Source organism: Falsiroseomonas oleicola, assembly GCF_019029495.1.
Classification (GTDB): domain Bacteria; phylum Pseudomonadota; class Alphaproteobacteria; order Acetobacterales; family Acetobacteraceae; genus Falsiroseomonas; species Falsiroseomonas oleicola.
This window is the reverse complement of the sequence record NZ_JAERQM010000002.1, coordinates 672199-698357: the sequence shown is the minus strand read 5'-3', so window position 1 is coordinate 698357 and position 26159 is coordinate 672199. Positions and strand designations below refer to the sequence as shown.

At 69.8% G+C, this 26159-nt stretch carries 25 protein-coding genes; 7 read left to right on the top strand and 18 right to left on the bottom strand.

The genetic code is table 11. The features are described from left to right. Nucleotides 1–104: 104 nt before the first annotated feature. The 4 genes from JJQ90_RS10135 to JJQ90_RS10120 all read right to left on the bottom strand — a co-directional run bounded on the left by JJQ90_RS10135 (nucleotide 105) and on the right by JJQ90_RS10120 (nucleotide 6035). Nucleotides 105–1082: a Bug family tripartite tricarboxylate transporter substrate binding protein gene (locus JJQ90_RS10135; RefSeq protein WP_216874899.1), complete on the bottom strand. Its 978-nt coding sequence runs from the start codon at nucleotides 1080–1082 to the stop codon at nucleotides 105–107. 97 nt (nucleotides 1083–1179) lie between these two features. After that, the gene (locus JJQ90_RS10130) at nucleotides 1180–3165 is read right to left on the bottom strand and encodes an acetyl/propionyl/methylcrotonyl-CoA carboxylase subunit alpha (protein WP_216874897.1); all 1986 of its coding nucleotides are present in this window, start codon (nucleotides 3163–3165) and stop codon (nucleotides 1180–1182) included. Continuing rightward, nucleotides 3162–4784: a carboxyl transferase domain-containing protein gene (locus JJQ90_RS10125; protein WP_216875250.1), complete on the bottom strand. Its 1623-nt coding sequence runs from the start codon at nucleotides 4782–4784 to the stop codon at nucleotides 3162–3164. The genes JJQ90_RS10130 and JJQ90_RS10125 overlap by 4 nt, the downstream gene beginning before the upstream one ends. 144 nt (nucleotides 4785–4928) lie before the next feature. Continuing rightward, complete coding sequence (locus JJQ90_RS10120) at nucleotides 4929–6035, bottom strand: OmpA family protein (protein ID WP_230410515.1); 1107 nt, start codon at nucleotides 6033–6035, stop codon at nucleotides 4929–4931. Nucleotides 6036–6336: 301 nt separating this feature from the next. Between JJQ90_RS10120 and JJQ90_RS10115 the strand changes: the two genes are divergently transcribed. Beyond that, nucleotides 6337–7212: a TauD/TfdA dioxygenase family protein gene (locus tag JJQ90_RS10115; RefSeq protein ID WP_216874895.1), complete on the top strand. Its 876-nt coding sequence runs from the start codon at nucleotides 6337–6339 to the stop codon at nucleotides 7210–7212. Between the two features lie 57 nt (nucleotides 7213–7269). On the opposite strand, the gene JJQ90_RS10110 is transcribed toward JJQ90_RS10115, so the two are convergent. Beyond that, nucleotides 7270–8358, bottom strand: coding sequence for an alpha/beta fold hydrolase (locus JJQ90_RS10110; protein WP_216874893.1), 1089 nt, complete (start codon nucleotides 8356–8358; stop codon nucleotides 7270–7272). Between the two features lie 80 nt (nucleotides 8359–8438). Here JJQ90_RS10110 and JJQ90_RS10105 point away from each other — a divergent pair, with 80 nt between their 5' ends. After that, the gene (locus JJQ90_RS10105; protein ID WP_216874891.1) at nucleotides 8439–9347 is read left to right on the top strand and encodes an aminotransferase class IV; all 909 of its coding nucleotides are present in this window, start codon (nucleotides 8439–8441) and stop codon (nucleotides 9345–9347) included. Nucleotides 9348–9499: 152 nt separating this feature from the next. On the opposite strand, the gene JJQ90_RS10100 is transcribed toward JJQ90_RS10105, so the two are convergent. Further along, complete coding sequence (locus JJQ90_RS10100; RefSeq protein WP_216874889.1) at nucleotides 9500–11113, bottom strand: thiamine pyrophosphate-binding protein; 1614 nt, start codon at nucleotides 11111–11113, stop codon at nucleotides 9500–9502. Between the two features lie 108 nt (nucleotides 11114–11221). On the opposite strand from JJQ90_RS10100, the gene JJQ90_RS10095 reads away from it, so the two are divergent. The 3 genes from JJQ90_RS10095 to JJQ90_RS10085 all read left to right on the top strand — a co-directional run bounded on the left by JJQ90_RS10095 (nucleotide 11222) and on the right by JJQ90_RS10085 (nucleotide 13974). Continuing rightward, nucleotides 11222–11968 carry an SDR family NAD(P)-dependent oxidoreductase gene (locus JJQ90_RS10095; protein WP_216874887.1) on the top strand — a complete coding sequence of 249 codons (747 nt, stop codon included), beginning with the start codon at nucleotides 11222–11224 and terminating at the stop codon, nucleotides 11966–11968. Nucleotides 11969–12042: 74 nt separating this feature from the next. Beyond that, nucleotides 12043–13590: a UxaA family hydrolase gene (locus JJQ90_RS10090; RefSeq protein WP_216874885.1), complete on the top strand. Its 1548-nt coding sequence runs from the start codon at nucleotides 12043–12045 to the stop codon at nucleotides 13588–13590. A gap of 57 nt (nucleotides 13591–13647) precedes the next feature. Then, nucleotides 13648–13974, top strand: coding sequence for a TM2 domain-containing protein (locus tag JJQ90_RS10085; protein WP_216874883.1), 327 nt, complete (start codon nucleotides 13648–13650; stop codon nucleotides 13972–13974). Here JJQ90_RS10085 and JJQ90_RS10080 read toward each other — a convergent pair whose 3' ends face one another. Then, a complete protein-coding gene (locus tag JJQ90_RS10080; RefSeq protein ID WP_216874881.1) occupies nucleotides 13975–15012 on the bottom strand; it encodes a phosphotriesterase family protein in 1038 nt (345 codons plus the stop codon). Nucleotides 15013–15328: 316 nt separating this feature from the next. Between JJQ90_RS10080 and JJQ90_RS10075 the strand changes: the two genes are divergently transcribed. Then, nucleotides 15329–15976, top strand: a complete 648-nt coding sequence (locus tag JJQ90_RS10075) for a DUF4189 domain-containing protein (protein WP_216874879.1) — start codon at nucleotides 15329–15331, stop codon at nucleotides 15974–15976. Between the two features lies 1 nt (nucleotide 15977). On the opposite strand, the gene JJQ90_RS10070 is transcribed toward JJQ90_RS10075, so the two are convergent. From JJQ90_RS10070 to JJQ90_RS10055, 4 genes are all read right to left on the bottom strand, one after another. Next, a complete protein-coding gene (locus JJQ90_RS10070) occupies nucleotides 15978–16334 on the bottom strand; it encodes a DUF952 domain-containing protein (protein WP_216874877.1) in 357 nt (118 codons plus the stop codon). Nucleotides 16335–16368: 34 nt separating this feature from the next. Continuing rightward, on the bottom strand, nucleotides 16369–16677 hold the full coding sequence (locus JJQ90_RS10065; protein ID WP_216874875.1) for a hypothetical protein: 309 nt from the start codon (nucleotides 16675–16677) through the stop codon (nucleotides 16369–16371). Between the two features lie 388 nt (nucleotides 16678–17065). Then, nucleotides 17066–17512, bottom strand: coding sequence for a cell wall hydrolase (locus JJQ90_RS10060; protein WP_216874873.1), 447 nt, complete (start codon nucleotides 17510–17512; stop codon nucleotides 17066–17068). Next, nucleotides 17509–17886 carry a hypothetical protein gene (locus JJQ90_RS10055; RefSeq protein ID WP_216874871.1) on the bottom strand — a complete coding sequence of 126 codons (378 nt, stop codon included), beginning with the start codon at nucleotides 17884–17886 and terminating at the stop codon, nucleotides 17509–17511. The genes JJQ90_RS10060 and JJQ90_RS10055 overlap by 4 nt, the downstream gene beginning before the upstream one ends. A gap of 72 nt (nucleotides 17887–17958) precedes the next feature. Between JJQ90_RS10055 and JJQ90_RS10050 the strand changes: the two genes are divergently transcribed. Beyond that, on the top strand, nucleotides 17959–18183 hold the full coding sequence (locus JJQ90_RS10050; protein WP_216875248.1) for a hypothetical protein: 225 nt from the start codon (nucleotides 17959–17961) through the stop codon (nucleotides 18181–18183). Here JJQ90_RS10050 and terL read toward each other — a convergent pair. The 7 genes from terL to JJQ90_RS10015 all read right to left on the bottom strand — a co-directional run bounded on the left by terL (nucleotide 18180) and on the right by JJQ90_RS10015 (nucleotide 26055). Beyond that, complete coding sequence (gene terL / locus JJQ90_RS10045; RefSeq protein ID WP_216874869.1) at nucleotides 18180–19616, bottom strand: phage terminase large subunit; 1437 nt, start codon at nucleotides 19614–19616, stop codon at nucleotides 18180–18182. The genes JJQ90_RS10050 and terL overlap by 4 nt on opposite strands. Next, nucleotides 19613–19921, bottom strand: a complete 309-nt coding sequence (locus tag JJQ90_RS10040; RefSeq protein ID WP_216874867.1) for a hypothetical protein — start codon at nucleotides 19919–19921, stop codon at nucleotides 19613–19615. The genes terL and JJQ90_RS10040 overlap by 4 nt, the downstream gene beginning before the upstream one ends. Then, a complete protein-coding gene (locus tag JJQ90_RS10035) occupies nucleotides 19918–22200 on the bottom strand; it encodes a hydrolase (RefSeq protein ID WP_216874865.1) in 2283 nt (760 codons plus the stop codon). Before JJQ90_RS10035 ends, JJQ90_RS10040 begins: the two co-directional genes overlap by 4 nt. Nucleotides 22201–22226: 26 nt before the next feature. After that, on the bottom strand, nucleotides 22227–22667 hold the full coding sequence (locus JJQ90_RS10030) for a hypothetical protein (protein ID WP_216874863.1): 441 nt from the start codon (nucleotides 22665–22667) through the stop codon (nucleotides 22227–22229). Continuing rightward, the gene (locus JJQ90_RS10025; protein ID WP_216874861.1) at nucleotides 22667–24547 is read right to left on the bottom strand and encodes a hypothetical protein; all 1881 of its coding nucleotides are present in this window, start codon (nucleotides 24545–24547) and stop codon (nucleotides 22667–22669) included. Before JJQ90_RS10025 ends, JJQ90_RS10030 begins: the two co-directional genes overlap by 1 nt. Then, nucleotides 24544–25119 (bottom strand): hypothetical protein, encoded by a 576-nt coding sequence (locus JJQ90_RS10020; RefSeq protein ID WP_216874859.1) that lies wholly within the window; start codon nucleotides 25117–25119, stop codon nucleotides 24544–24546. The genes JJQ90_RS10025 and JJQ90_RS10020 overlap by 4 nt, the downstream gene beginning before the upstream one ends. 96 nt (nucleotides 25120–25215) lie before the next feature. Next, on the bottom strand, nucleotides 25216–26055 hold the full coding sequence (locus JJQ90_RS10015) for a phage capsid protein (RefSeq protein ID WP_216874857.1): 840 nt from the start codon (nucleotides 26053–26055) through the stop codon (nucleotides 25216–25218). Nucleotides 26056–26159: the final 104 nt, after the last annotated feature.

Below are 26159 nucleotides of genomic sequence, written 5' to 3'. Positions count from 1 at the left end.
CCCGCCGATCTTATGCATCGGCGGTTGCATTGTCACCCAGACGCGATCAGCGCCGAAGCGGGGGCGAAATCACGTCCCTGCCAGCGGCGCCTCGCCTGGTGTCCTCATTGCGGCTGGATCCGCGCGGCGGCGACCAAGGCCTGGTTCCGCGTGATCTCGTCGGCGATCACCGCCTCGAACCGCGCCGCGGATTCGGTCAGCACCGTCAGGCCGAGATCGGCCATGCGCGCGGCGACCGAGGATTCCGCCGCCGCCTGGTTCACCGCCGCATTGGCGCGCTGCACGAAATCCGCCGGCAGGCCCTTCGGCCCCCAGACACCGGTCCAGCCCTCATAGACCATGTCGGCGAAGCCGGCATCGACCAGGGTCGGCACATCCGGCAGCACCCGCTGGCGGCTGGCGGAGGTGACGCAATAGGCGCGCAGCCGGCCATCCCGCACCAGCGGGATGGCCGGGCCGAGCGGGGCAAAGAACAGGCTGACGGCGCCGGAGACCAGATCGTTCATCGCCGGCCCGGTGCCGCGATAGGACACGAAGGTGGTCTCCACCCCCAACTTCTGCCACAGCGCCGCGGTGGCGAGCTGGCCGACCGAGCCGAGCGAGGAGCCGGCGAAGGAAAAGCGATCCGGCGTCGCGCGCAAGGCGGTCAGCAGCGCCGCCATGTCGGGCGGTGCCAGGCCGCTGCCGCCCACCAGCACATAGGGGATGGAGACGGTGCGGGCGACCGGCGTGAAATCCGCCCGCAGGTCGAAGGGGATGTTGCGCTGCACGAAGGGCAGCACGGTCAGCACCTCGTTCGAATAGAGCAGCGTCGTGCCATCGGCCGGGCTGCGCGCCACCACCTCCGCCCCCACCACGCCATTGGCGCCGGAGCGGTTCTCGATCACCCAGCTCACGCCCAGCCCCTCGGCCGCCTTCGGCGCGATCAGCCGCGCCGTGAGGTCCGTGGTGCCGCCGGGCGGATAGGGCACGACGAGTCGCGCATTGCGCGGCTGGGCCCAGGCGGGTGGGGCCAAGGCGGGTGCCGCCAGGGCGCCGAGGCCAAGCGCCAGCGTGCCGCGGCGGCCGATCCGAATGGTCATCTGCTGTCCTCCCCCTGCGATCCGCTTCTGGCGGGCGCTGAAACGGCCCGACGGCGAATACTTCACTATCTAAGCATGTGAGGGGATGGGGCGCCGGTCAAGCCTCGGCAGGCTCCAGCAGCACCAGTTCATGGCCATCCTCCACCAGGTCGCCCACCCGGCAGCGCAGGCTGCGGACGAGGCCATCGGCGGGGGCGGCGATGCGCATCTGCACCTTCATCGCCTCCATCACCAGCAGCACCGCGCCCCGCGCCACCGCCTGGCCTTCCGCCACCAGGATCTGCAGCACCCGCCCCGGCATCGGCGCGAGCACCCGGCCGCCGCCTTCCGCGACCGAATCGCTGGCAGTGCCAGGGTCGATCAGCCGCAGCTCATGGGTCGCGCCATCCAGCAGCACGGTCAAAGCGGGACCCTCGCGCAGCACGGTGGCGCGCCGCGCCTGGCCGTCCAGCGCCATCTCCAGCCGGTCCCCGGCCCAGGTGGGCGCCACGGCCTCGGCGGGGCCATCGGGCAGGTCGATCCGCGCGGTGGCGCCGGGATGCAGGCGCAGCTTCACCACCGCCTCCCCCTCCGCCAGGGCATAGTCCTGGTAGCCCGTGCCGTTCAGCCGGAAGGCGCTGGCCTGCCCCCAGGGCGAATGCGGATCGGCCGGGTCGGGCCGCGCCGCATCCCGCAGCAGCCGCAGCGCGGCGGCGGCCAGGGCGGCGCGCGGCGCCGGGCCAAGCGGGGCCAGAAGGCTTGCGGCATGGCGGGCGATGAAGCCGGTATCCACCGCGCCCCGCCGGAAATCCGGATGCGCCGCGATGCCGCGCAGCAAGGGCAGGTTGGTCTGGATGCCGGCGACGGCGGCGGCGGCCAGCGCGCGATCCAGCCGCCGCAGCGCCGTGGCCCGGTCCGGCCCATGGGCGATGATCTTGGCCAGCATCGGGTCGTAATGGATGGAGACGGCATCCCCCGGCCGGACTCCCGCATCCACCCGGATACCGGGCAGCCCTTCCGGCAGGTCCAGATGGCGGAGCCGGCCGGTGGAAGGCGCGAAGTCCCGGGCCGGGTCCTCGGCATAGAGCCGCATCTCGATGGCATGGCCTTCCAGCGACACCTGGTGCTGCGCCAGGGGCAGGGCTTCCCCCATGGCGATGCAGATCTGCCATTCGACAAGGTCGAGGCCGGTGATCGCCTCCGTCACCGGATGCTCGACCTGGAGGCGAGTGTTCATCTCCATGAAGTGGAAGTCGTCACCCTGCGCGATGAACTCCACCGTGCCGGCGCCGACATAGCCGACCGCCCGCGCGGCGGCGCAGGCTGCCTCGCCCATCGCGGCGCGACGCGCCGCCGTCATGCCCGGCGCGGGGGCCTCCTCCACCACCTTCTGGTGCCGGCGCTGGATGGAGCAGTCGCGTTCATGCAGATGGATGATGTTGCCCTGGCTGTCGCCGAAGACCTGGATCTCGATATGGCGGGGTGATTGGAGAAAACGTTCCAGCAGCAGGCGGTCATCGCCGAAGGCGGCGCGGGCCTCGCCCCTGGCCAGCGCCAGCGCTTCCTCCAGCTCCGCCGCCGTGGCCGCCACCTTCATGCCCTTGCCGCCACCGCCGGCGCTGGCCTTCACCAGGATGGGGAAGCCGATGCGCGCGGCCTCCGCCAGCAGCCGCGCCTCCGACTGGTCCTCCCCGTGATAGCCGGGCACCAGCGGCACGCCGGATGCCTCCATCAGCGCCTTGGCCGCGGCCTTGGAGCCCATGGCGCGGATGGCGGCCGGGGGCGGGCCGATCCAGACCAGGCCGGCGGCGAGGCAGGCTTCCGCGAAATCCGCATTCTCGGACAGGAAGCCGTAGCCGGGATGCACCGCCTCCGCCCCCGTGGCCCGCGCGGCGGCGAGGATGGCGGGGATGTCCAGATAGCTGTCGCGCGCCGGGGCCGGGCCGATGCGGATCGCGGCATCGGCCTGGGCCACATGCGCGGCGCCGGCATCGGCATCGGAGAAGACGGCGATGCCGCGCAGACCCATGCGGCGGGCGGTGCGCAGGATACGGCAGGCGATCTCGCCGCGATTCGCCACCAGCAGGCTGGAGAAGGGCGTCACAGGCGGAACAGGCCGAAGCGGGCCTCCCCCTGCCAGCCCGGCACCGGGTTGTTCCGGGCTGCGGACAGCGCCAGGGCCAGGACCAGCCGGGTATCCTCCGGCGCGATCACGCCATCGTCCCAGATCCGGGCGGAGGCGTAGCCCGGGCTGCCCTGGGCCTCATACTTTTCCGAAATGGGCGCCTTGAAGGCCGCCTCCTCCTCGGCCGACCAGGTGCCGCCACGCGATTCGATCGAGTCGCGGCGCAGCGTGGCCATCACGGCGGCGGCCTGTGGCCCGCCCATCACGCTGATGCGCGCATTCGGCCACATGAACAGGAAGCGCGGCGAATAGGCGCGGCCGCACATGCCGTAGTTCCCGGCACCGAAACTGCCGCCGATGATGACGGTGAATTTCGGCACCCGGGCGGTGGCCACGGCGGTGACCATCTTGGCGCCATCCTTGGCGATGCCGCCCGATTCGTATTTCCGGCCGACCATGAAGCCGGTGATGTTCTGGAGGAAGACCAGCGGAATGCCGCGCTGGTCGCACAGCTCGATGAAATGCGCGCCCTTCTGGGCCGATTCGGAAAACAGCACGCCGTTATTGGCGACGATGCCGACAGGGTAGCCCCAGATCCGGGCGAAGCCGGTGACCAGGGTGGGGCCGTAGAGCGGCTTGAACTCATCGAAGTCGCTGCCGTCGACGATGCGCGCGATCACCTCCCGCACATCATAGCCCTCCGCGAAGTCGGTGGGCACGACGCCGCCCAGCTCCTCCGGTGGGTAGAGCGGCGGGCGCGGCGGGGCCGGGTCGTCATGGCCGGCGGGCTTGGCGCGGTTCAGCCCGGCGACGATGCGCCGTGCCAGGGCCAGGGCATGGTCATCCGATTCGGCCAGGTGATCGGTGACGCCGGAGGTGCGGCTGTGCAGCTCCGCCCCCCCCAGATCCTCGGCCGAGACCACCTCCCCGGTCGCGGCCTTCACCAAGGGCGGGCCGGCGAGGAAGATGGTGCCCTGGTCGCGGACGATGATGGCCTGGTCGGCCATGGCCGGCACATAGGCGCCGCCGGCCGTGCAACTGCCCATCACCACGGCGATCTGCGGGATGCCGGCGGCCGACATGCGCGCCTGGTTGAAGAAGATTCGGCCGAAATGGTCGCGATCCGGGAAGACCTCGTCCTGGTTCGGCAGGTTGGCGCCGCCACTGTCAACCAGGTAGAGGCAGGGCAGCCGGTTCTGCTCGGCGATCTCCTGCGCCCGCAGGTGCTTCTTCACGGTGATGGGGAAATAGGTGCCGCCCTTCACCGTGGCATCATTGGCGATGACCACGCATTCCCGCCCGGCGACGCGGCCGATGCCCGTGATGATCCCGGCCGCCGGCACCTCCCCACCATACATTCCCTGGGCGGCAAGCTGCGAGAATTCCAGGAAGGGGGAGGCCGGGTCGATCAGGGCGCGGATGCGGTCGCGCGGCAGCAGCTTGCCACGGTCGAGGTGGCGCTTCCGGGCCACCTCCCCGCCACCCTGGCGAATCGCCTCCACCGTGCCGCGCAGCGCCGCCACCAGGGCGGCCATGCGGGCGGCATTGGCGCGGAAGGCCTCGGATCGCGGATCGGCGGTGCTGACAATCGCCGTCATCGCCCAGGCCCCGTCATGCGCCACTCCCCCTTGCTTTGGAGCCAGTGCGACATGCCGGGCAGGTCCCCGTCAACCGCTACCGCGCGCAACAAAAAAGGGCGCCTTGCGGCGCCCTTTCCCGTGATGGTCGCGAGAGGCCTGCGATCAGCGCAGGACGATCTCGACGCGGCGGTTCTGCGGCTCGCGCACGCCGTCGGCGGTGGGCACCAGCGGGCGGCTCTCGCCGAAGGCCTGGATGGCCATGGCGGCGCGCGGAACGCCACGGCGCTCCAACTCGGCGGCAACGGCCGCCGCGCGGCGCTCGGACAGGCGCTGGTTGTACTGCGGCGTGCCGGAGCGGTCGGCGTGGCCGGAGACCTCGATGCGGGTGGCGCCGACGCGCTGGCTGTTCGTCGCGGCCTCGGCGATGATCTGGCGGGCGCGGTCCGTCAGGTCAGCGCGGTCGAAGTCGAAGAACACCAGATAGGTGCGGGCGACGGCCGGGGCGACGGCCGGCGGCGGGGCCGGGGCCACGACCGGCGGCGGCGGCGTCACGCCGAAGGCGTAGCGCAGGCCGAGCAGCAGGCTGTGGTTGAAGTTGTCGACCTCGGCATTGCCGGCGGCGCCCGGGACGATGCTGCTGCGCGCATCGATCTCAGGCGAAAGGGTGCCCATGAAGCGGTATTCGGCGGTCACGGCCAGGCCGGGGACGGCGGCGATCGGGAAGGCGGCGCCGGCGATCGCCTGGTAGGCGAAGCGGCCCTGCTCACCGTCGATCGTGCTCGTGCCATTCACGCCACGGGCGCGCACGCTGTCGTATTCATGCCACTGGTAGCCGGCACCGACGCCGAGATACGGGGTCATGAAGCTGCCCGGACCGAGGTCGAAGTCGTACAGCGCGTTCAGCATCACACCGTAGGAGCGGGCCTTGCCATCGGCGCGGACCGGGCGGACCAGGGCGGTGAAGCCGCTGACGCCATCAACCTCGTTCTCGCGGTAGGAGGCTTCCAGTTCGACGCGCAGCCCGTTGCCGTAGCCATAGCCAAGGCTCAGCACGCCGACATAGCCGTAGTTGAACTCAATCTGGCCACTGCGCTGCGCGGCGGTGGCACCCGCAACCACCGGGCCGGTGATGGAAACGTCGGATTCCTGCAGCAGGTTCGCACCTGCGCCGGCCCCGATATAGAGACCTGTGATCGGCTGCGCCTGGGCTGCCAGAGGCAGGGCCAGGAAGGTGGCGGCCAGCAAGGCGTTCCGAACTCGCATCATCATCGCTCCATATCCCCCGGCGGTGCCGGGGCGGCGGCGGGCCGTCAGACCCGCGCGCTCTATCCAGGTGGCACCCTATCGCCCAACCGTCACGTTATCGAGGGTGGTGCAGGCAAGCTTCGCAGGAGCGCAGGCGCCTGTTGCCGCGGCGCAACACTCCCTGGGGCCGACAGCGCCCCGAGGGTCACCCGGCGGGTGATTCCGCCCGATCCTCACCTCGCGCCAGACAGCTTGACCCGGCCGATTCGGGGGTCGCATAAAACGGGAATGCCAGGCTTCAAGATCTGGCGCGGGAGTGACGGCCATGCAGGTGACCCCGATCGGTCGGGATTTCGTGGCGGAGGTCGCGGACCTCGACCTTCGCCGGCCGCTGACCGCCGAACAGGTGGCAGCATTGGATGCGGCGGTGGACCGCTTCGCGGTGCTGGTGTTCCGCGACCAGGACCTGGACGACGACCAGCAGATGGCCTTCGGCGCCGCCCTCGGCCCGCTGGAACAGGAACCGGCGACGGTCGATGCCGAGAAGCGCCGGCTGCGGCACGCGCAGATGAACGACATCTCCAACCTCGACGAACAGGGCCGGCTGCTGGCGGCCGATGACCGGCGGCGCATGTTCAACCTGGGCAACCGGCTGTGGCACAGCGACAGCAGCTTCAAGCGCGTGCCGGCGAAGTATTCCATGCTGCATGCCCGCAGCGTGCCGCCGGCCGGCGGCAATACCGAATTCGCCGATATGCGCGCAGCCTGGGACGCGCTGCCGGCCGAGGAACAGGCGACGTTGCGGGAGATGGTGGCGGAGCACTCGCTGATCTTCTCCCGCGCCATGCTCGGATTCGGGGAATTCACGCCGGAGGAGCGGCTGAAATTCGCGCCCGTGCCGCAGCGCCTGGTGCGCCGCCATCCGGGGTCGGGGCGGCTGTCGCTGTACCTGTCCTCCCATATCGGCCGCATCCGCGGGCTGCCGGTGCCGGAGGCGCTGGCCCTGGTCCGCGACCTGACGGAACACGCGACGCAGCGCCCATTCGTCCATGCGCATCACTGGCGGCCGCATGACCTGGTGCTGTGGGACAACCGCTGCACCATGCACCGCGCCCGCCCCTTCGAGGATACCCGCTACCCGCGCGACATGCGGCGCGTGACGCTGATGGACAGCGCGCCGACGCTGGAACAGGCGGCCTGAGTCCCGGCCGCGCAGCCAGGTGGCCGCAGGCCGCGCAGGCGACCGAGGGCGTTGTCGCTAGAAAAAGTTCAGCAGCCGTTCGACGACCGCCTCCGGCTGTTCCTGCTGCACCCAATGGCCGGCGCCCTCGATCAGGTGCAGGCCGCGGAAATCGGCGCAGGTCTGCGCCTGCATCTTCGCCAGGGCCAGGGGAAACTGGTGGATTCCCCAGTCGCTGGCGCCGGCGATGAAGGTGGCCGGCACCTCGATCCGCCTGCCGCTGAACAGCACCAGCTCCGCCGCATTCGCCCCGCCGGTGGCGCAGCGATAGGATTGCAGGCCGCCGGCAAAGCCCGTGCGGGCATATTCGCCGACATAGACATCCAGCTCCGCATCCGTCAGCCAGGGCGCCTCCCCGGCCGGGGCATAGGGGCGCACCGCCTCCGGCATCGTCGCGTGCAGCGGCATTACATAGTAGTCGGGCAGCTTCGCCAGTTCCTCGGCGGTCCAGCCGGTCAGCTCGAAGGGCATGTTGCCGGGCCAGTCGGCGCTTTTCTGGTGGTAATAGGCGCGCAGGAAGGCGGGCAGGCCCTGCGGCGGATGGTCCATATCCGCCGCCGCGCGGCGTTCCGCATAGTACCACTGGTAGTGCTTGCGCGGCGGGTCCAGCGCGGCGAGTGCGGCATGCACATCCGGCCCCTGCGGCGGGTTGCGCTGTGGCGGGCCGGCGAAAGGCGAGCTCATCAGGGCGACGCGGCAAAAGACATCCGGCCGGACCAGCGCGCACCAGGCAGCAACCGGCGAGCCATAGTCGTGCCCGACCACGCCATGCAGCGCGGCGATGCCCAGCGCATCGAGCAAGGCCAACTGGTCGCGGACGATGTTCAGCATCTGGAAGGGCGCCAGCGGCGCGTCATACTCCGCGACCCAGCCCGTGGTCCGGCCATAGCCGCGCAGATCCGGCGCGATGACATGAAAGCCCGCCGCTGCGAGGCCCGGCATCACCTTGCGCCAGGAGAAGGCCAGTTCGGGAAAGCCGTGCAAAAGCAGGATGGCGGGGCGACCGGCCTCCCCGGCTTCCAGCAGATGCACATTCAGCCCGTTCACATCCGGCACCATCCGGGCACGCAGGCCCCGCGGCAGCAGCCCGTCATCCATCGGCATCATGCGCCTTGTCTCCCCACTCATATTGCCGCGCCCGACTCGGCCGCGCAGACTTGGCGCATCGCGATACAGGAACATGCGGCATGTGGCAGGCCCACACCATCATCCACAACGGCCAGGCGATCCCCTTCGCCGAGGCGCGGCTGCACCCGCTGGCGGTCGGCGTCGCCTATGGCGTGGCGGTGTTCGAGGGTCTGCGCGCCTATATGAACCCCAGCGATGGCAGCCTCAGCGTGTTCCGGCTGGAGGAGCATCTCGCGCGGCTGCAGCAGGGCATGAAGGTCATGCGTTTCGACTCGCCGCCGAGCACGGAGGTGCTGCGCGCCGCGGTGCTGGAAGTGCTGCGGCTGAACGCGCCGGATGAGGATGCCTATCTGCGGGTGCAGGCGCAGATCGAGGGCATCGGCACGCTGGCCAGCACCGGGCCGGTCGGCTGGATCGCGGCGGCGCTGCCGCGGGAACGTTCGGCCAAATTCGCCACGGGCCTGGCCGCCACCGTCTCCTCCTGGACCCGCATCTCGGACAACGCCATGCCGCCGCGGGTGAAGGCCACCGCCAATTATCACGCCTCGCGCCTGGCGAATCTCCAGGCGCGGACGGATGGCTATGACAGCGCCCTGCTGCTGACGGCGCGCGGCAAGGTCTCGGAGGCCGCGGCGGCCTGCCTGTTCCTGCTGCGCGATGGCGTGCTGGTGACGCCGGGCAAAGGCAGCGACATCCTGGAAAGCGTGACGCGGGAGACGGTGCTGGTGCTGGCCGCCGAGGCCGGGCTTGCCGTCGAACAGCGCGATGTCGATCGGACGGAGCTGTATGTGGCGGAGGAGGTGTTCCTCTGCGGCACGGGGCAGGAGCTGGTGGCGGTGACCAGCGTCGACCGCCTGCCTGTCGGCGACGGCACGCCCGGACCCGTGACCCGGCAGTTGCAGGCGGCCTATGAGGCAGTGGTGCGCGGCACCACCGACGCCCATCCGGAATGGCGCACGCGCGTCTGATATAAGCGGACCGGTCTCTTGACCGGTCCGAGCGCCCGAATGGGCGCCGCCGCTTATGCGGCGAAGCCAAGCCGCCGGAGGCGGCGCCCGGCGCCTGAGGGCGGCCCGGAGCGGTCACGCGAAAGGGCCGTTGGTATGAACCCGCGCCGTCCTCAGCCGCGTAGCGCCTGCAGCTGCGCGGGGTAGCCCGCCGGGTTGACCTGCACGTCGACCAGGCTCGGACCTTCCACCGCGAAGGCCGCGCGCAGCGCGGTGCGGTAGGTTTCGGGCGTGTCGGCCCGGAAACCGGGCACGCCAAAGCCCTCGGCGACCCTGGCGAAATCCGTGGGCGCGAATGCGACGCCGGCCGGGGTGAGTTGCCGCTGCTGCTGCTTGATGTCGATCAGCGACAGGGCGCTGTCGTTGAAGACGATGGTGACCAGCCTTGCGCCCATCTGCCGCGCCGTCGCCAGTTCGCCGACGCACATCATCAGCCCGCCATCGCCGGTGAAGGCCACCGCGCCGCGCGCCGGATCATGCAGTGCCGCAGCAATGCCGGCCGGCAATGCAAAGCCCATGGAGGCGAGGCCGTTCGAGATCAGCAGGTCGCGCGGCTGCTCCGCCTGCCAGAAGGCGGTGGCGGAGAACATATGCGCGCCCGCATCCACCGTGGCGCGCGGCGCGCGGCTGACGGCGCGGGCTTCCTGCTGGGCGATGCGCACGATATCCGGCGGCGAGACACCCCCCTGCCCCTGCCAGTCCAGCGCCGCCAGCGCGGTGTCGCGATGGCCGGCGATTTCGGAATCGGTCCAGGCGGAGGGCTGCGCCACCGAACGCATCACCTCCAGGCTCGCGGCGATATCGCCATGCAGCGCGGCGGTGGGATCGGCATAGCGCACCGGATGCGGCCGCAGCGCGATATCGAGGATCGGCGCCTTGTAGCGCCAGCTCTGCGGAATCAGCTCCACCGGATCGAGGCCGGCCTGGATGATGAGGTCCGCCGCGCCGACGCAGGGCGCCTCCAGCGCGCCGCCGGTGAACAGGCCCGCATAGAGCGGATGCGCATCCGGCAGCACGCCCTTGGCCTTGTAGGTGACCAGCACCGGGCAGCCCAGCGCTTCGGCCAGCGCGCGCAGCGCCATGCTGGCGCCTGGCTCGGCGGCCTCGACGCCCGCCAGGATCACCGGCCGCCTGGCCTGCGCCAGCAACGCCGCCGCATCGCCGATGGGCGCGGCCATGGCCGGCGCTGCCCGGCGCGGCCCGGCCGGCGGCGCCGCGCGCCGCGCCGCCTGGACCGTGAGGTCGAGATGCACGGCGCCGCGCGGCGCCTGCTGCGCGAGGTCCAGGAGCCCGGCGATCTCGTCCCGCGGCGCATCGCCCTCCGCCCGCGCATAGCCCTTGCCGATCGCCGCCGTAGCACCCTGCTGGTCGAAGACCTGATGTGTCACCCAGCCCAATTGCTGGCTGGAAAAACCATCCGAGAGCAGCAGCAGCGGCGCGCGTTCCAGCGTGGCGCAGGCGAGGCCGTTGGCGGCATTGGACACGCCCGGCCCCTTGGTGGTCATCACCACGCCCGGCGCGCCCGTCAGCTCGGCATCTGCCAGCGCCATCATCGCCGCATTGGCTTCCTGCCGGGCCAGGATGAAGTCCACCCCGAAGCGGGGCGCGGCGGCGATGACATCGAGCGAGGAACCACCGCCCGGCACGCCCCAGATGCGCCTGGTGCCGCGCCCCGCGAGGTCCTCCAGCAGCGCCTGCGCCACTGTCTGGCTTGCCGTGTTCGGCATGACTTGGATACTCCCACCCCGCCGCATCACTGCCCCGGACGGCGCGACTTGCCAAGCCGGGGGCGAAGGGCTTCTGCTGCGATCCGAAAATGAGCGAGGGTGACGGCCATGACGAATTTCGCGGGCAAGCATGTGCTGGTGGCGGGCGGCAGCCGTGGCATTGGGCGGTCCATCGCACTTGGCTTCGCCCAGGCCGGCGCCAACGTCTCCATCTGCGCGCGCGATCCCGCGGCGCTGGAGGCAACGCGCGCCGAAATCGCGGCGCTCGGCGTCACCGCCCATGCCGTCTCCGCCGATCTCGGCGTGGCGGGCCAGGTGACGGGTTGGGTGGAACAGGCGGCGGCGGTGCTGGGTGGGGTGGATGTGCTGGTGAACAATGCCAGCGGCTTCGGCGCCAAGGATACGGAGGAGGACTGGGCGCGCGGGCTGAACGTGGATGTGATGGCGACCGTGCGCGCCAGCCGCGCGGCCGCGCCCTTCCTGAAGGCAGCGCGCGGCTCCATCATCAACGTCTCCTCCATCTCCGGCTACCGGCCCTCGCTGCGCACGCCGGCCTATGCGGCGGTGAAGGCGCTGCTGGTGAACTACACATCCAGCCAGGCCGCCGCCTTCGGGCCGGAGGGGGTGCGGGTGAACGCGGTGGCGCCGGGCTCCATCGAATTCCCGGGCGGGTCCTGGGAAGAGCGGCGCAGCAGCGCGCCGGATCTGTACAACCGCGTGCTCGCCGCGATCCCCTTCGGCCGGCTCGGCACGCCGGAGGAAATCGCCGAGGTGGTGCTGTTCCTCGCCAGCCCCGCCGCGCGCTGGGTCACCGGCCAGACCATCATCGTCGATGGCGGCCAGATGCTGAGCTAGCCTCGCCGCGGGCCGGCGGAGGCTGACACGGGCGCCGGAACATGGTGGATTGGGGGCAACAGGAGACGCACCCAATGATCGACCTCAAAGCCAAACGCCTGAACGGTCCGGTGATCCGCCTGCACCCCGACGACAACGTCGTCGTCGCCCGTATCGATATCGAGCCCGGCACCTCCATCCCCGGCGAGAACATGCTGGCGCGCAACAAGGTGCCGGCCGGCTACAAGATCGCCACCACGCAACTCCGCAAGGGCGACCCGGTGCTGAAATACCAGGTCACCATCGGCTTCGCGGCGGAGGACATTCCCGCCGGCACCATGGTGCACGCCCACAACATCGATTTTCGCGAATTCGACCGCGACTACGCGATCGGCCGCGACTACCGGCCCGTGGAGATGATCCCCGAGGATCAGCGCAAGACCTTCGAAGGCTACCTCCGCGCCGATGGCCGCGTCGGCACGCGCAACTTCATCGCTGTCGTCTCCTCCGTGAACTGTTCCGCCACCGTGTCCCACGCCGTGGCGGACTGGTTCACGGCGGATCGCATGGCGGAATGGCCGAATGTGGATGGCGTCGCCGCCTTCACCCATTCCACCGGCTGCGGCATGGAATTGTCGGGCGAGCCGATGCAGCTGCTGCGCCGGACGCTGGGCGGCTATATGCGCCACCCGAACGTCTCCGGCGTCGTCGTCATCGGCCTCGGCTGCGAGCGCAACCAGATCGCGGGGCTGCTGGCGGAACAGGGCCTCACCCCCGGCCCGATGCTGCGATCCCTCGTGATGCAGGAGGTCGGCGGGACTCGGAAGAGCATCGAGGCCGGCGTTGCGGCGGTGCGCGAGATGATGGCTGAGGCCAACAAGGCATCTCGTACAACCGTCTCCGCCGCCCACCTCTCCGTCGGCCTGCAATGCGGCGGCTCCGATGGTTTTTCGTCGATTACCGCCAACCCCGCCCTCGGCGCGGCCATGGACCTTCTTGTCCGCCACGGCGGCACCGCCATCCTCTCCGAAACCCCGGAAATCTACGGCGTTGAACACACGCTGACGCGCCGCGCCGTCAGCCGGGAAGTCGGCGAAAAACTGATCGAGCGCATCCGCTGGTGGAAGGACGTCTACACCCCCGGCCGCGACACCCAGATCAACGGCGTGGTCAGCCCCGGCAACCAGGCCGGCGGCCTCGCCAATATCCTGGAGAAATCCCTCGGCTCCTCCATGAAAGGCGGCACCGGCCCGCTGATGGACGTGTTCCACTACGCACAGCCCATCACGACCAAAGGCTTCGTCTTCATGGACACGCCCGGCTTCGACCCCGTCTCCGCCACCGGCCAGGTCGCGGGCGGCGCCAACATGATCGCCTTCACCACCGGCCGCGGATCCATGTACGGCGCCAAACCCGTGCCCAGCGTGAAACTCGCCACCAACACACCCATGTTCCGCCGCCTGGAAGAAGACATGGACATCAACTGCGGCGAAATCCTCGACGGCACCGCCAGCCTCGCCGAAATGGGCGAACGCATCCTCGACCTGCTGCTGCGCACGGCCTCCGGCGAACCCACCAAAAGCGAACTGCTCGGACTCGGCAAACACGAATTCGCGCCCTGGCAGATCGGCATCACCGGTTGATCGCTTGACGCAACGGGGCGGCCGGCCGATGCAGGGCACTCCGTTTCGGAGTGCCCCATGATGTCCAGCAACCTGCCGCCTTCCGGCCCGTCCCGCGACGCCGTCGTGATGATGCAGTACGACGCAGCGAAGAAGAATGCGCTGCTGGCCTATCTGCTGTGGTTCTTCCTCGGCGCTTTTGGCGCGCACCGCTTCTATCTGGGCCAGACCGGCTCCGGCATCGCCATGCTGGTGATCTTCCTGCTGTCCTTCCCGCTCGCCTTCGTGGCGGTGGGTTTCCTGGGATTCCTGGCCATCGGCATCTGGTGGCTGGTCGACGCCTTCCTGATCCCCGGCCTGGTCGCGCGGCACAACACGGCGCTGATCGCGCAGTTGCAGCGCTGATCAGCCGGGCAGGGTCAGCAGCCGGCGCGGTGTGTGCACCAGCATCGCGTCCAACTCGGCCTGGGAAAATCCGCGCTCCCGCATGAAGGGCACGATGTTGCGGAAGATATGGCCGTAGCCGTGGCCGCCATGGCTGCGCAGGCGGGTCAGGCGGCAGATGTCCTGGCTGATGACGACCTGATCGCCATGGCCGCGGTCCAGCAGCCGGCGGATCATGTCGATGCGCGTGCCGTCATTCGGCATGTTGATCGGCGCGAAGGACCAGTAGGCGTGTTCATAGCCGAACAGGTCGAATTCCAGCACGCAGCCGGTATCGGCCAGGGCGAACAGCCGGTCGTCGTCGAAGATGGTGCGGTCGACATGGTCGATGATGGTGCGCGGGATGTCGCCGCCATGGGCGCGCAGGAAGGCGATGATCTCGGCCGGTTGGTCGGGATGCACGCCGGGGTGGATGGTCAGCGCCGCGCCGGTCTCCTGCTGCGCCAGCACGGCGCCGGCCATCACCCGGCGTTCCAGCGCGGTCCAGGGGGCGGAGCAGCCGATCTCCCCGATCAGCCCGGCGCGGATATCCGTGCCCCAGGCGCCCTGGCGCAGCGCGCCGAGCATCTCTGCGGCGAAATCCTCGACACTGCGGGCGTGGTTGGCGGGGTCCTGGAAATCCTCGACATATTGGCCACAGCCCATCACCAGGGTGACGCCCGTGCGGCGCGACACCTCGACCAGGCCTTCGGGGTCGGGCGCCAGGCCGCCGATGGTCATTTCCACCATGCTGGCGCCGCCCTCGGCCCGGAACATCGCGAGTTCCGCCACCGCCAGCTCGCGGTCCAGCATCACGGTCTTGCCGGCATGCGGATGGCGGCCGTAGTCGATGTCGTAGCGGCTTTGCAGCGTGATGGGCTGGACCAGCTCCGGCCGCGCGGCGATGGCCTCGCGCAGGCTGCGCGGCGTGATGTCGCACAGCACATGCTCATGCATCAGGGTGGGGCCGAGGCTGTCCGGGGCTACCGGACCCAGCACCGTCTGCACATAGCCTGCCATATGCCCCGCCTTGAATCCGCCACCACGGCACGATGCTGCGCAGAGCAGAACTGCGCAAGGTCATGACGCGGCCATGACTCTGACAATTGTTCCGCCGCGCGGCGAAATACCTGGCCATGCGAGGTGTTTTGGATCATTATACAAAGTGCTGGATCGCCAAGGATTTTGCAGGGCGCGCGTCTGACGTTTGCCTTCGCAGCGCCGCAACCACGGCTTCAGCTTGACGCTTTTTCAGTGTCATCTACCGACCGGCAGCCCCGACAATTCGTGCGCTGGTGACCGTTGTCGCAAGGCAACCAGACAAAGGAGGCCGTTGATGGCTGATCGAGGTCGCGCAGCGCGATGGATGGGGCTTGCCGGTCTTCTGCTGGGACTGTGCGGCCCGACGATGGAGGCGGCAGCGCAGACGCGCACCGCCAGTCGCTCGTGCCAGCAGCAATGTCTGTCCCAGCCCCTGGCCCGGTCCACCCCCCGGAACATGCAGGTCTGCCTGGTGCGCTGCACCGCCGGCGAGGCGCATGTCGCGCGCCAGCGCCGCGGCGGCGCCGCGGCCGCATCGGGCCTGGGCATCGCATCCCGCAGCACCTCCGTGGTCCGCCAGAGGCCCAGCCTGGTGATCTATACGGGGGCCCTGCCCCAGTCCGGCATCGCCATTTCCCACCCCGCCCCGCGTGGCGTGGCGCATCGGGCGGCGGAGACGAGTTGCTATCGCCGCAACGGCGGCCGCCCCTGCAGCCTGCTGATCGAGACGCAGCAGCGCTGCGTGGCCGTCGCCCGCAGCATCCGGGCGCGTGGCCTGGTCATCACCCGGGACCCCGCCACTTTCGCCGTGCTGCATTATGGCGCGGGCGAGGGCAATACACAGGCCGCCGCGCGCCGCGTCGCCATGCAGGATTGCACCTCGCGGCTGCTTCCGGGCGACGCCTGCCGCCCGATGGTCGCCCGCTGCGCCCCACCCCGCTGACTCAGGGGATTCCTGCCGGGAAGATATGCGTCCCTTCGGGGCTGAGCGGCAGGCGCGTGGCGGACAGCACCGCGTCCATCCCCAGCGGCGCGTAGAGATGCGGGAACAAGCCAGGCCGGCGGCCACCCGCCGCCGGTTCCCAGCGCAGGGCATCGCCGAGGCGCCGGGCATCCACCTCGATCAGCCAGAGGTCAGCCTCACCGACGCGGTGTTTCGCCGCACTGGCCCGCAACTGCGCGGCGGTGGAGAAATGCAGGAATCCGTCCCGCGCATCATCGGCGCTGCCGGCATAGGCGCCGGCCTGTTCCGCCGCGCGCCAATCGGCGTCGCGGACCATGGTGTAGATGCGGTCTTCCATCAGGTGCCCTGACCCAACACAGTTAGCGAAAATACTAATCGGGTAATTTTTCCGGCCATAGAGCAAAAATAGAGTAGGCCACGCCAGCCACACCGGCAACAAGAAGAAAAAAAGTCGTGCTGCCAAGAAGTCTAAGAACAAGCGGATCAATGATGCCCCATAAAAGGGTCGCTGACCCGGACATTGTGGCGCCATCAAATATCTGCGTCAGCAAAACCTTATTATTTGGTACGATCTTCCCTGTGCGGCACGCTCGCAACAGGAGCGCCGTCAAAAGGTAGCCGACCATGATGATCAGCACCCATCTGTAGAAGCCTGCTTCGTCGACCGGGTAGGTGAACAATTACCCTCGCAGCGCGAGAAGGGCTCCAACAAGAGCGCCTAGGCCAGCTGCCGCACCCTCTTTGGCGAGGGTCGGTTCAACACCGAGATAGGGCAGCGATACGCCGAAAAGCGCCAGCGCGGCTATACTGCATCCAGCGGCAGACTTGAGAAGCAACACGAAAGAGACCGCTTTGCGAGCGTGCGTCATCATACGAACGACACTCCCTGGGTTCTCCTTAACGCCGCGTGAAGCCACTCTTGCCATCTCCCGACCAAACGCAGGTATTGCAGCAGGGTTGCGAACCGCTGCGCAATCACCACTGGCTCCCGCTATCGCGCAAAGCACCACGGTCGTCAACATTACGAAATCACACAGATAGGGCGGCAGCGCCCCTATCCTCTCGTGCTCAGCCGAGCAGGCGGTAGAAGACAAGCCCGCCGCGCTCCGCCGCCGGCACCAAGCCGATCGCCCAGCGCGGCAGCCGGTCCGCCGCATGGTAGTGGGTCGCGCCCTGGGTCGCATCCGGCAGGGCGCCGGCCAGCGCGCGGGCGGCGATGCGCCGGCAGATGGCGAAGCCGGGCTCCTCCAGCAGCGCCGGGTCGCGCAGCCGGGCGTAGCGCGGATGCCGGGGGTGCCAGCAGCCGAACTGGAAGGGTGCGCGGCAGATTCCGGGCACGTCCAGGCCCAGATGGCGCGGCCCTTCCGGAAGGCTGGCCAGGCGCTGGCGGTTCATCACCACCGCCGCCACCCCTTCCACCGCCCGCACCGTCAGATGACCGGCCTCCCCCCACAGGGTCAGCTCCAGCACGGCCGCGGCCAGGCTGGCCGGGCGGCGGGACAGGGGTGCGCTCATTGGCCTTCCTCCGACTCGGCGCGGGCGGCAAAGCCCATCTTCCGAGCGGGCATGTTCTGGCCGGCGATGGCGCTGGCCGTGGTGGCGGCGCGGCTCACCTCGTCCAGCTTCTCCTCGATCCGCAGCAACTGCAGCGACAGGCGCGAATCGAGGTCGCGGATCAGCGACAGCGGTACATAGGTGCGCGCCACCTCCAGCTTGAAATCCACCAGCTCGTCGCGGGACGGGCCGGGACGGGATGCGGGCGGAGCGGCTGGTGCCTCGGGGCGCGCCTGAAGCTCGCGCCGCAGGATGTACATCACCCACAGCATCAGCGCGGCCAGCGGCGCATCGGCCAGGGCTGCCAGAAGCTGCGGGGGAAATTCGGGTATCATCGGGGGACTCCTTGAAGGGAAGCGATGACAGGCCCACCCTGGGGGGCGAACCGGAGCGACCGTCACCGAACGATGTGGAACCAGCCCTATCTCGAGACCTGCTGCCGATCCGCCCTGCACCGGCTGACGCTGGTGGGACGGCCCGGCCGGCCGGATGGGCTGAAGGATGGCCCCTGCCTGAAACGGCTGGAGGGGATGGGCCTGGCACGGCAGCGCCCGGATGGGCGCTTCGAGATCACGGCGGCCGGGCAGGACCGCCATGCGACGGAAATCGCGCCCATCAAGAAAAGCGCCTAGCCACCGCGCCAGGGCAGCGTTGTCGGCCGCGCCGGCGGCGCGAAGGGCAGGCGCACCGGCTCGGCGAGCAGGCAGCCCGCCACCGCATCCAGCGCGTCGTCATGCTGGCCCGGCGTATCGGGGCGCCATTCCGCCATTTCCTGGGCGAAGCGGGTGCGGAACACATCCTCCCGCGCCCAAAGCCGGCGTGCGGCGAGAACCGGGTCCAGCGCCGCCAGAATGCGCTCCGCCTTGGCACGGCGGCTGACCGCCTCCACCACCGTGCAATTGTAGCCGATGCGGCGGAATTCGCGCTTGAGCAGGCCGGGCAGGAACTTGCCGATGCCATTGCCCTCCACCCGCATCACCGGCAGCAGCAGGGCGCGCGCGATCTCCGCCACGGCGCGGCATTGCTGGGTGGCGGCATCGTCCTCCGCTTCCGGATCGTGCAGCAGATAGGCCAGGCGATGCAGGTAGTGGCGGCCCTCGCCATCGGCATAGGTGCAGGCCAGCACGCTGGCATCGCCGAGGCCCGGCCGCCCGAAGGCCGGATCCCACCAGCCGCCGCCCGAGACCATCTGCTGGCCCATCAGCGTCAGCACGCCGCGCCCATTCGCCTCGCGGTAGTCGGTATCCTCCGCGTAGCGGATGATCAGCGCGGGATCGAGCCGCGCCGCCTCCTCCGCCACCGCCTCCAGCAGCATCTGCCGACGGAAGGCGAGCGGCCCGACGCGCTGGCGCAGCGCGGCGATGCCGGCTTCCGTGAATCGTTGCGGCCAGGCGCTGGCGCCCGAGGCATCGACCAGCGGCAGCACCAGGCGGCGATAGCCGGCGAGGAAGGCCTCCTCCCCCTCCGCATAGAGGCTGTCGGCGCAATGCGGCGTGCCGACGAAGATCATGCGGCCGCCGGGCACCAGTACGAATTCCGTCTCCGTCAGCCGTTCCCGCAACTCCGCGCGCTGGCCCGGCGATCCGCAATTGCCGGCCACCTCGACATCGTCGCAGATGATGAGGTCGGCGCGCGCGCCGGTGATATTGCCGCCGATTCCGGCGGCCAGCATCGAGGCATCGCGCAGCACCGCCTCCCGCGCCACCGTGAAGCGGTCCGACGCCCAGGAGCCTTCGCCATGATCCGGCAGCAGCGTGCCACACAGCGGATGGCGGCCGAGAATGCGCCGCACCGCGGCGACCATGCGCGTCGCCAGCGCATGGTCGGCGGCGACCACCAGGATGCGCGTCTCCGGCGCGCGATAAAGCTGCCAGGCGCAGTAGAGGCCCACCAGCGTCGATTTGCCGCAGCCGCGAAAGGCCATCAGCAGCAGGCGGAGATCGCCCGCCTCGCCGCGCTCCATCAGCCAGCCGAGCATGCGGCGATGCACATCGGGCGTGCCGAGGCCGGCAAGGCGATTCCAGATCCAGGCGAATTCCAGCAGATCGGCGGGCCGTTCCGTCATCCATCACCTTCCTTCGCCATCTGCGCCCGCATCGCCGCCAGGATCTGTTCCGCATCCGGCGGCGCATCGCCGGGTCTGTGGACCTCGCCCGCCGTCATCGCCGCCAGCTCCGCCATATGCGCCAGCGCCGAGCGCGCGGCGGCCTGGTGCGCGGCGAAGGCTTTTGGGTCCGGCGGCGCCTCCCCACGCGGCCAGGAGGCGACGAATTCGGCATAGTCCACCGCGACGCGCTGCATCGCCGCCTCCAGCGTCTCCCTCGGCAAAGGCGAGCCCTGGGGCGCCTTGCCCCGAGCCGGTCGCTTCATGCCTTCACCACGCGCACGCGCACCGTGCCGGCACTGAGATCCAGCGCCGCGCCGCTGCGATTCCAGACGGTGACCGTCACCACATCCTGCGCGCCGATCTGCGACAGGAAGACGGCACCGGAGGTGGAGAGCGAATAGGCCGCCTGCACGAAATCCCCGGGCCGGGCGCCGGGCAGCGGCACATTCACCTGGGTGCTGCCGCCGGCGGCGATGGAGGGCGGGTCCCAGGCCAGTTCCGCCACCAGGTCACGCTTGCCGATCGGCAGGTCGGGCAGGCCGTACATCAGCGCCGGCGCGTGGCGCGGATCGCAGTTCAGCCGCAGCGCGCGCAACTCGTAATCCGTCGAGATGCGTGCCACGCCGATCACCGCCGTGGCGACGGCCGGCGACAGCCGCAGCGCCTGCAATCGCGACAACCCTTCATCTGTCATGTCCGCAGCGCCCTGCCACCAGCGCGCCGTCGGGTTCCAGACGACGGACTGGCCGGAGGCCAGCACCAGCGGGCCGAGACTGTCGGTCAGCAGGTTGTTCGCGCCATCGAAGCACATCACCACCAGGCGCGGCGCATCGGCATCGACGCTGAGCGCGAAGTCACGGCATTGCCGCGCATCGACGATGAAGCCCAAAGCGCGCCCACCCGTCAGCATCACGCCGCGATTGGTCAGCTCGAAGGCATCCAGGCCCGGGAAGACGAAGTCATGCAGCACGGCCGGACTGCCGGAGACATTGGAGGAAAGACAGGCCAATTTCTCGAAGCCGATCTCCGTCGCATTCCAGCGGATGGCGGCAGCGCGCAGCGAGGGCACGCTCGCCACTTCCCGCGTGGCTTCGCGATGCGCCGCCGCCTGGTGCAGCGCGCGCACCACGCCGCCGAGGCGGGTGGAGGCGCTGGCATGCTCGATCTCCACCATGTAGCCCTGGCTGGCCCAGGCCACTTCGTAGACATGGTCCTGCGCCGGGCCGGTATGGCGGGCGACGAAGCCGGTGCAGCCTTCCATGCGCATGTCACGGGCGATGACGGCGCGGCTGCTGACCTCGCAGAGGAAGGGAATGCCGGCGATCGGCCGGCCTTCCGCATTCAGCTCGAAATTCGGCGCGTCGAAGACATGCCGGTTATGCGCGACATAGGCGCCCGGCGCGGCGGAAAACCGCACGCCGAAGCGGTCCTTGTCCACATGCGTGGTGGAGCCGACGGCGAAGTGGCCGCCATGGTAGCGGATGGAGGTGTTCCAGGCCGCCGCCGTCGCCGTGTGCACATCCAGGCCGATGCGGTTGTTGACGATACGGCCCAGCACCAGCGTGCTGTCCTCGAAGCCCCGCCCATCGCCCAGCGTGCGGATGCCGATCGAAAAACCCTCGACACGCCGCACCTCAATGATGGAGGCATCGTGGTTGCGCAGCAGGATGCCGATGTCGCCTTCATTCTCCCAATCCGACTGGTTGGCGCGCAGCACCGTCAGGCCGCTGTGCAGCTTGCTGGCATTGCGCGCGCTGCCGCCATCGCCGATGGTCAGCGCCGGCTGGCCGGCCGGCCCCGCATAGATGATGCTGCCGCGCATGATGAGGCCGGCGGAAGCGCCCGGCAGGGTCAGGGGCTGGCTGCTGCGGAAGGACCCCTCCCCGATCAGCAGCGCCTTGCCGGAGACGCCGGCCGCATTCATTGCCGCCTGAAGCGCCGGCCCATCCTCCGTCACGCCATCGCCGGTCGCGCCGAAATCGCGCGCGCTGAGCTGCTCGGCGAGCTTGTCCTCCACCGTGTAGGGCACGGCGCCGGGAAAGGGCGCGCCGATCAGTCCGGATTCGCGCGGCAGCACCACCAGGTCGCCGCCGCCGTCGAAGCCCAGCACGCGATTGGCGCGGGCTGTGCGCAGCGGCAGGGTGAAGGCGCCGCCGACCTCGGCCGGGTCCTGGCGCAGCGCGCCCGACAATTCCTCCCGCTGTTCCTGCAGGGCGGCGACGATGCGGTCCAGCTCGTCATTCAGCGTGCGCGCCCGCAGCACGCCGTTGTCCTGGAAATCGGTGCTGCGCTCCACGCGAATGCGACGGCGCAGCGTGACGGTGCTGCCCTCGGCCGGCGCCGCCGCCAGGGTGACGAGGCCGCCCTCGCTGCTGCCGGCGCCGGCGACGCTATAGCCGCCGCTGAGCGGCACGCCATCCAGGCGCAGCTCCAATTCCGAGGCCAGGAAGATCGGGAAGGGATAGGTGAAGGCGGTGCGCAGGCCATCGCCCAGATACTGGACGCGCGGCGCGACATCGCCGATGCGGATATGCTCGGCCATCAGGGCCTCCGTTCAGGGGTTGCGGCTCAATCGAGCAGGTTGCGCAGCGAGGTGCCGAAGCTGGTGCCGGCGCGCAGGTAGCTGGTCAGCGAACCATCATTGTTCAGCAGGCTGCGGCGGCCGGCGGCGAGGCGGCTGGCGAAGATCTGATCGCTGTCGGATTGTGCCGCCGCGGCCTCCCGCTCCATGCCCGTGGTCAGCGCAGCGGCGGAGCCCTCATCCGGCGAGATGCCGCTGGCGGCCAGGCGCGCGCGGGTGGAGGCGAGCGTGCCGGCCAGCCGCGATTCCCGCGCGCGGGCCTCCGCCGCCTGTTGCAGCGCCGTCTGTTCCACCCGCGCCGCCTCCTGCACCCGCGCGGCATTGGCCTGCGCCTTGGCATTGGCGGATTGCGCCTGGCCCTGCTGCACGCTGTTGAAGACCGACACGCCCGCGGTCAGGGCCGTGGCGATGGGGGCGAGTTGGGCCATCAGGTGGTGATCCTCAGATCCATGGTGACGGAGAGCAGCGCGAGCGGCAGCGGCGTGGCCCCTTCGATGCGCCAGAGCGGCGCCATCGCATCGCGCCGCCAGCCCAGCGCACGCAGCGCGACATCGCCGGTGAAGGGCGCCGGCGGCGCATCCAGCAGCGGCGTGTCCAACCGGCGGAAGGGCACGTTCTGCGCGCCGCGCCCCAGATCCACCTCCAGCGCAGGGGTCGCCAGCAGGCGGAAGGTGACGGAGACCAGACGCAGCGGCGCGGCACCGGCGCCGCTGGCACCGCCCAGTTCGGCCGGAAGCGGTTCGATCATGTGCCGGAAGGGCAGGCCGACCTGCACGGCGGTGGCGGGGTTGTCGACGCGGATGACCCCGCCCAGCACCGTCGCCACCGCCTGCGGCGCGCCATCGGCCAGCACGCCGACCGACTGCCCTTCGAGATGCGTGAGCCCCGACCAGTCGTCGCGCGGCGTCGTATCGCTGCCCGTCAGCGCCGCATCGAAGCCGATCGCCGCGTCGAAGCGTTCCAGCCGATGCGTGCCGAAGCGCTCGACCAGCGCATAGACGCGGCCCTCGGTCTCGGCGACCGCACGGAAGGCGCCCTCGGTCTCCTGCCGCGTCCAGGCGATGACCTGCTCGGCGCGGTACAGCGTCAGCGTCGCCAGGGCGCCATCGGCCATCGCCACATGCAGCAGCCGTTCCGCCTGGTCATAGGCCATGGAGACCGGCGCCTGCACCAGATGCCGCGCCACCAGCGCCAGGTCGTTCGCCTGATAGGCGTCGGCCACATCGGTATAGGCGAATTCATGCACGCCGCGACCTGACCGCGCGACGAAGACCGTGGCGCCATCGACATCCACCGGCGGCACCTGCCGGTCCACCAGCGTGCCGACGCGGGTCTGCCGGTTGAGCTGGATGGAGGAGGGCGTCAGCGGATCGCCCGAGACCATCCATTCGGCGCCGGAGGTGAAGACCTGAAGATGCCGGCCGGAGAAGACGGCGCGGATCGCATTCACCTGGTCGGAGACCAGCGAGAAGGCGATCGCCTCGTCATCCAGCCCGGTGCCGCTGTCGAAATTGCCGAGATCGCCGGTGCGCGACAGCCACAGCCGGTTTGGCGCATCGCGTGACCCGCCGAGCACCAGCCGGTCCTGATGGAAGCAGGCGCAGACCGGCCAGCCGCGCACGCCGCTGAAGGCGGTTTCCTGCCAGTCCTGCGTCGCCAGCACATCCTCCAGCACATCCTCCACCAGCGCCGTCGCATTCTGCGGCCCCTCGACGGAAAGGATCACCACGCGCTTGCCCTTCAGCAGGAAGCGGGAGGTGACGTGGCCGCTGGAAAAGACCGGCGCGGAACAGGTCAGCGCCACGGTGCCGCTGGTGGCGGAGGCCGCCATGGCGACGTCACGGGTGAAGTTGAGATAGGGCACTTCGGTGAAGACGAAGGGTGTGATGGTCCAGGCGATATGGCTGGTGCGCGTCAGGCGCTGCGGCGGCATCTCCGGATGGAACAACAGCAGCGTGTCGGCGCTCTGCGTGAAGGCGAGCTGCGGCAGCATGGTGGTGGACCAGGGCGCGGGCAGGCTGGCCACCTCGGCATCCTCCAGGAAGACCTGCAGGCGGCCCTCGCTCAGCACCAGCAGATAGGTCTGCTCCGTGTTGAACTCGAAGGGCACCAGCCGCGCCGCGCCGGGCAGCATCGCCACATGGCGCAGGCCGGGGCGGCGCGCGACGCCGCCGGTCGGCTGGATCACCACATTGCGCAACCGCCTTGCGCCATTGGCGAAGGCGCGCAGATCGGCGCGGCCATACAGCTCCGGCGCCAATTCGCCCGCGGTGAAGGAGGCCTTGATGCGGCGCGTGGCGGCCGTCATGCGCGCCCCCTGACATCGACCAGCGGGAAGTGCTCGATGGCGCGCGGCGTGTCCTGCTGGCTGTCGATCAGCCGCGCGCTGCGCAGCTCCCCCTCCGCCAGGCGGAACAGCATCTCGGCGCGGGATGCGCTCTCGGTCAGCGGCAGACAGAATTCCGCGGCCAGCCGGGCCACCAGTGCCTGGGCAAAGAAGGGCGGAAAAGCGCTTTCGTCGGGCCGAAAAATGTAGGTCAGCGTCACGCTGGTGGCATCCGCATGCAGCCGGTCCTCATGCAGGCGATAGGGCATGCCACGGCCGCGCCCACCGCTGCCGGCCGACAGCGCGCGCAGGAATCCGGCGGGAAGCTGGAAGGCATGCGCCATGTCGGCCGGCGGCACCGCGGCCAGGCGCGGCAGGCCGGTCTGCGCGGTGGCGAAGGACCAGGGATGCGCCGAGAGCAGCGTGTCGCGCGTCGGCGCGTAGAGATTGGCGGCCACCTCCGCTTCCGCGGTGCCCTCATCGAGCGAGGCGACGGGCTGCGCACCAAGGCGCAGCAAGGCGCGCGAGCAGAGCGCGACAGCGGTCAGGGACATTTTGGGGCATCCGATCTGGAATCAGGAGGACTGGTGAGGATGGGAAGCCCCCCTCACCCAACCCTCTCCCCCCCCTTGGGGGGAGAGGGCTTTTTGCTATTCCGCCGCGCGCATGCGCACGACGCCGAAGGCGTCGACCAGAACGGCACCCTGGCTCATCATGTTCGCGACAAAGTGCGCGGCGCGGTCGCCGTGCCAGGTGATGTCGGTCTCCACCTCGGCGGCGCTGGCATGGCCGATGGCGGTGCGGTGGTAGAAGTAGCAGTGACGCAGCGCGCCGGACCTGGTCAGGCCGGAATGCGGCATCCACAGCGCGCCGAGCCAGCGCTTCGCCTGGCTGCCCTTCCACGGCAGCGCGTCGTCACCGACATATTCCGAGGAGGCGAATTCCTCGATCTGCAGCAACTGCGACCACTGCTTCCAGCCGACCACGGCGAAGCGCCCGCCATCATCCGGCACTTCCGCCGCGCCCATCATCTCGAAGGCCAGCAACACCTTCTCCTTCGTCAGGCCATCGGCGTCCGTGGTGCCGGTGGAGGTGCCCACGGCCTCCTGCGTCGCGGTGTCCAGGGCGGCGATGATGAGCTCGTCGGTCTTGCGGCCCAGCGCATAGGCGCCGGCATTGGCGACGACGCCGCGCTCATCGATATTGGTCTTCAGCTCGTCCAGCCGGTCGATCCAGTCGCCGGCATAATAGTCCTGCAGGATGCATTCGACCTGGGCGTGTTCCAGATTCATCACCGGCACGGAGCCATGCCGCGTCTTGGCGGCGGCGACGCCCTTGCCGACCTTGGGGAAGAAGGTGCTGGTGCCGGTCACGCCGGTCTTGGAACGCACGGTGGGGCGCAGCTTGCTGCCCTGGCGCTGATAGGCCTCATGCACCTCCGCCTGGAACTGGCGGGCGAAGACGGCATCGATCTGGGTGGAGACGGACATGCGGATTCCTCATGGAATAGGGGAGATGAAGCGGCCGCGCCGCCGGTTGTCCCTCGCGGGCCGGCGACGGAACGCGCGCCCGCAGGCCCGCCCGGCGCGGCAGC

What these genes read in the sequence shown, in the direction of transcription:
- JJQ90_RS10135 (WP_216874899.1), bottom strand. Translation starts at nt 1,082, where the DNA reads ATGACCATTCGGATCGGCCGCCGCGGCACGCTGGCGCTTGGCCTCGGC.
- JJQ90_RS10125 (WP_216875250.1), bottom strand. Translation starts at nt 4,784, where the DNA reads ATGACGGCGATTGTCAGCACCGCCGATCCGCGATCCGAGGCCTTCCGC.
- JJQ90_RS10120 (WP_230410515.1), bottom strand. Translation starts at nt 6,035, where the DNA reads ATGATGATGCGAGTTCGGAACGCCTTGCTGGCCGCCACCTTCCTGGCC.
- JJQ90_RS10115 (WP_216874895.1), top strand. Translation starts at nt 6,337, where the DNA reads ATGCAGGTGACCCCGATCGGTCGGGATTTCGTGGCGGAGGTCGCGGAC.
- JJQ90_RS10110 (WP_216874893.1), bottom strand. Translation starts at nt 8,358, where the DNA reads ATGATGCCGATGGATGACGGGCTGCTGCCGCGGGGCCTGCGTGCCCGG.
- JJQ90_RS10105 (WP_216874891.1), top strand. Translation starts at nt 8,439, where the DNA reads ATGTGGCAGGCCCACACCATCATCCACAACGGCCAGGCGATCCCCTTC.
- JJQ90_RS10100 (WP_216874889.1), bottom strand. Translation starts at nt 11,113, where the DNA reads ATGCCGAACACGGCAAGCCAGACAGTGGCGCAGGCGCTGCTGGAGGAC.
- JJQ90_RS10095 (WP_216874887.1), top strand. Translation starts at nt 11,222, where the DNA reads ATGACGAATTTCGCGGGCAAGCATGTGCTGGTGGCGGGCGGCAGCCGT.
- JJQ90_RS10090 (WP_216874885.1), top strand. Translation starts at nt 12,043, where the DNA reads ATGATCGACCTCAAAGCCAAACGCCTGAACGGTCCGGTGATCCGCCTG.
- JJQ90_RS10085 (WP_216874883.1), top strand. Translation starts at nt 13,648, where the DNA reads ATGATGTCCAGCAACCTGCCGCCTTCCGGCCCGTCCCGCGACGCCGTC.
- JJQ90_RS10080 (WP_216874881.1), bottom strand. Translation starts at nt 15,012, where the DNA reads ATGGCAGGCTATGTGCAGACGGTGCTGGGTCCGGTAGCCCCGGACAGC.
- JJQ90_RS10075 (WP_216874879.1), top strand. Translation starts at nt 15,329, where the DNA reads ATGGCTGATCGAGGTCGCGCAGCGCGATGGATGGGGCTTGCCGGTCTT.
- JJQ90_RS10070 (WP_216874877.1), bottom strand. Translation starts at nt 16,334, where the DNA reads ATGGAAGACCGCATCTACACCATGGTCCGCGACGCCGATTGGCGCGCG.
- JJQ90_RS10060 (WP_216874873.1), bottom strand. Translation starts at nt 17,512, where the DNA reads ATGAGCGCACCCCTGTCCCGCCGCCCGGCCAGCCTGGCCGCGGCCGTG.
- JJQ90_RS10055 (WP_216874871.1), bottom strand. Translation starts at nt 17,886, where the DNA reads ATGATACCCGAATTTCCCCCGCAGCTTCTGGCAGCCCTGGCCGATGCG.
- JJQ90_RS10050 (WP_216875248.1), top strand. Translation starts at nt 17,959, where the DNA reads ATGTGGAACCAGCCCTATCTCGAGACCTGCTGCCGATCCGCCCTGCAC.
- terL (WP_216874869.1), bottom strand. Translation starts at nt 19,616, where the DNA reads ATGACGGAACGGCCCGCCGATCTGCTGGAATTCGCCTGGATCTGGAAT.
- JJQ90_RS10040 (WP_216874867.1), bottom strand. Translation starts at nt 19,921, where the DNA reads ATGAAGCGACCGGCTCGGGGCAAGGCGCCCCAGGGCTCGCCTTTGCCG.
- JJQ90_RS10035 (WP_216874865.1), bottom strand. Translation starts at nt 22,200, where the DNA reads ATGGCCGAGCATATCCGCATCGGCGATGTCGCGCCGCGCGTCCAGTAT.
- JJQ90_RS10030 (WP_216874863.1), bottom strand. Translation starts at nt 22,667, where the DNA reads ATGGCCCAACTCGCCCCCATCGCCACGGCCCTGACCGCGGGCGTGTCG.
- JJQ90_RS10025 (WP_216874861.1), bottom strand. Translation starts at nt 24,547, where the DNA reads ATGACGGCCGCCACGCGCCGCATCAAGGCCTCCTTCACCGCGGGCGAA.
- JJQ90_RS10020 (WP_216874859.1), bottom strand. Translation starts at nt 25,119, where the DNA reads ATGTCCCTGACCGCTGTCGCGCTCTGCTCGCGCGCCTTGCTGCGCCTT.
- JJQ90_RS10015 (WP_216874857.1), bottom strand. Translation starts at nt 26,055, where the DNA reads ATGTCCGTCTCCACCCAGATCGATGCCGTCTTCGCCCGCCAGTTCCAG.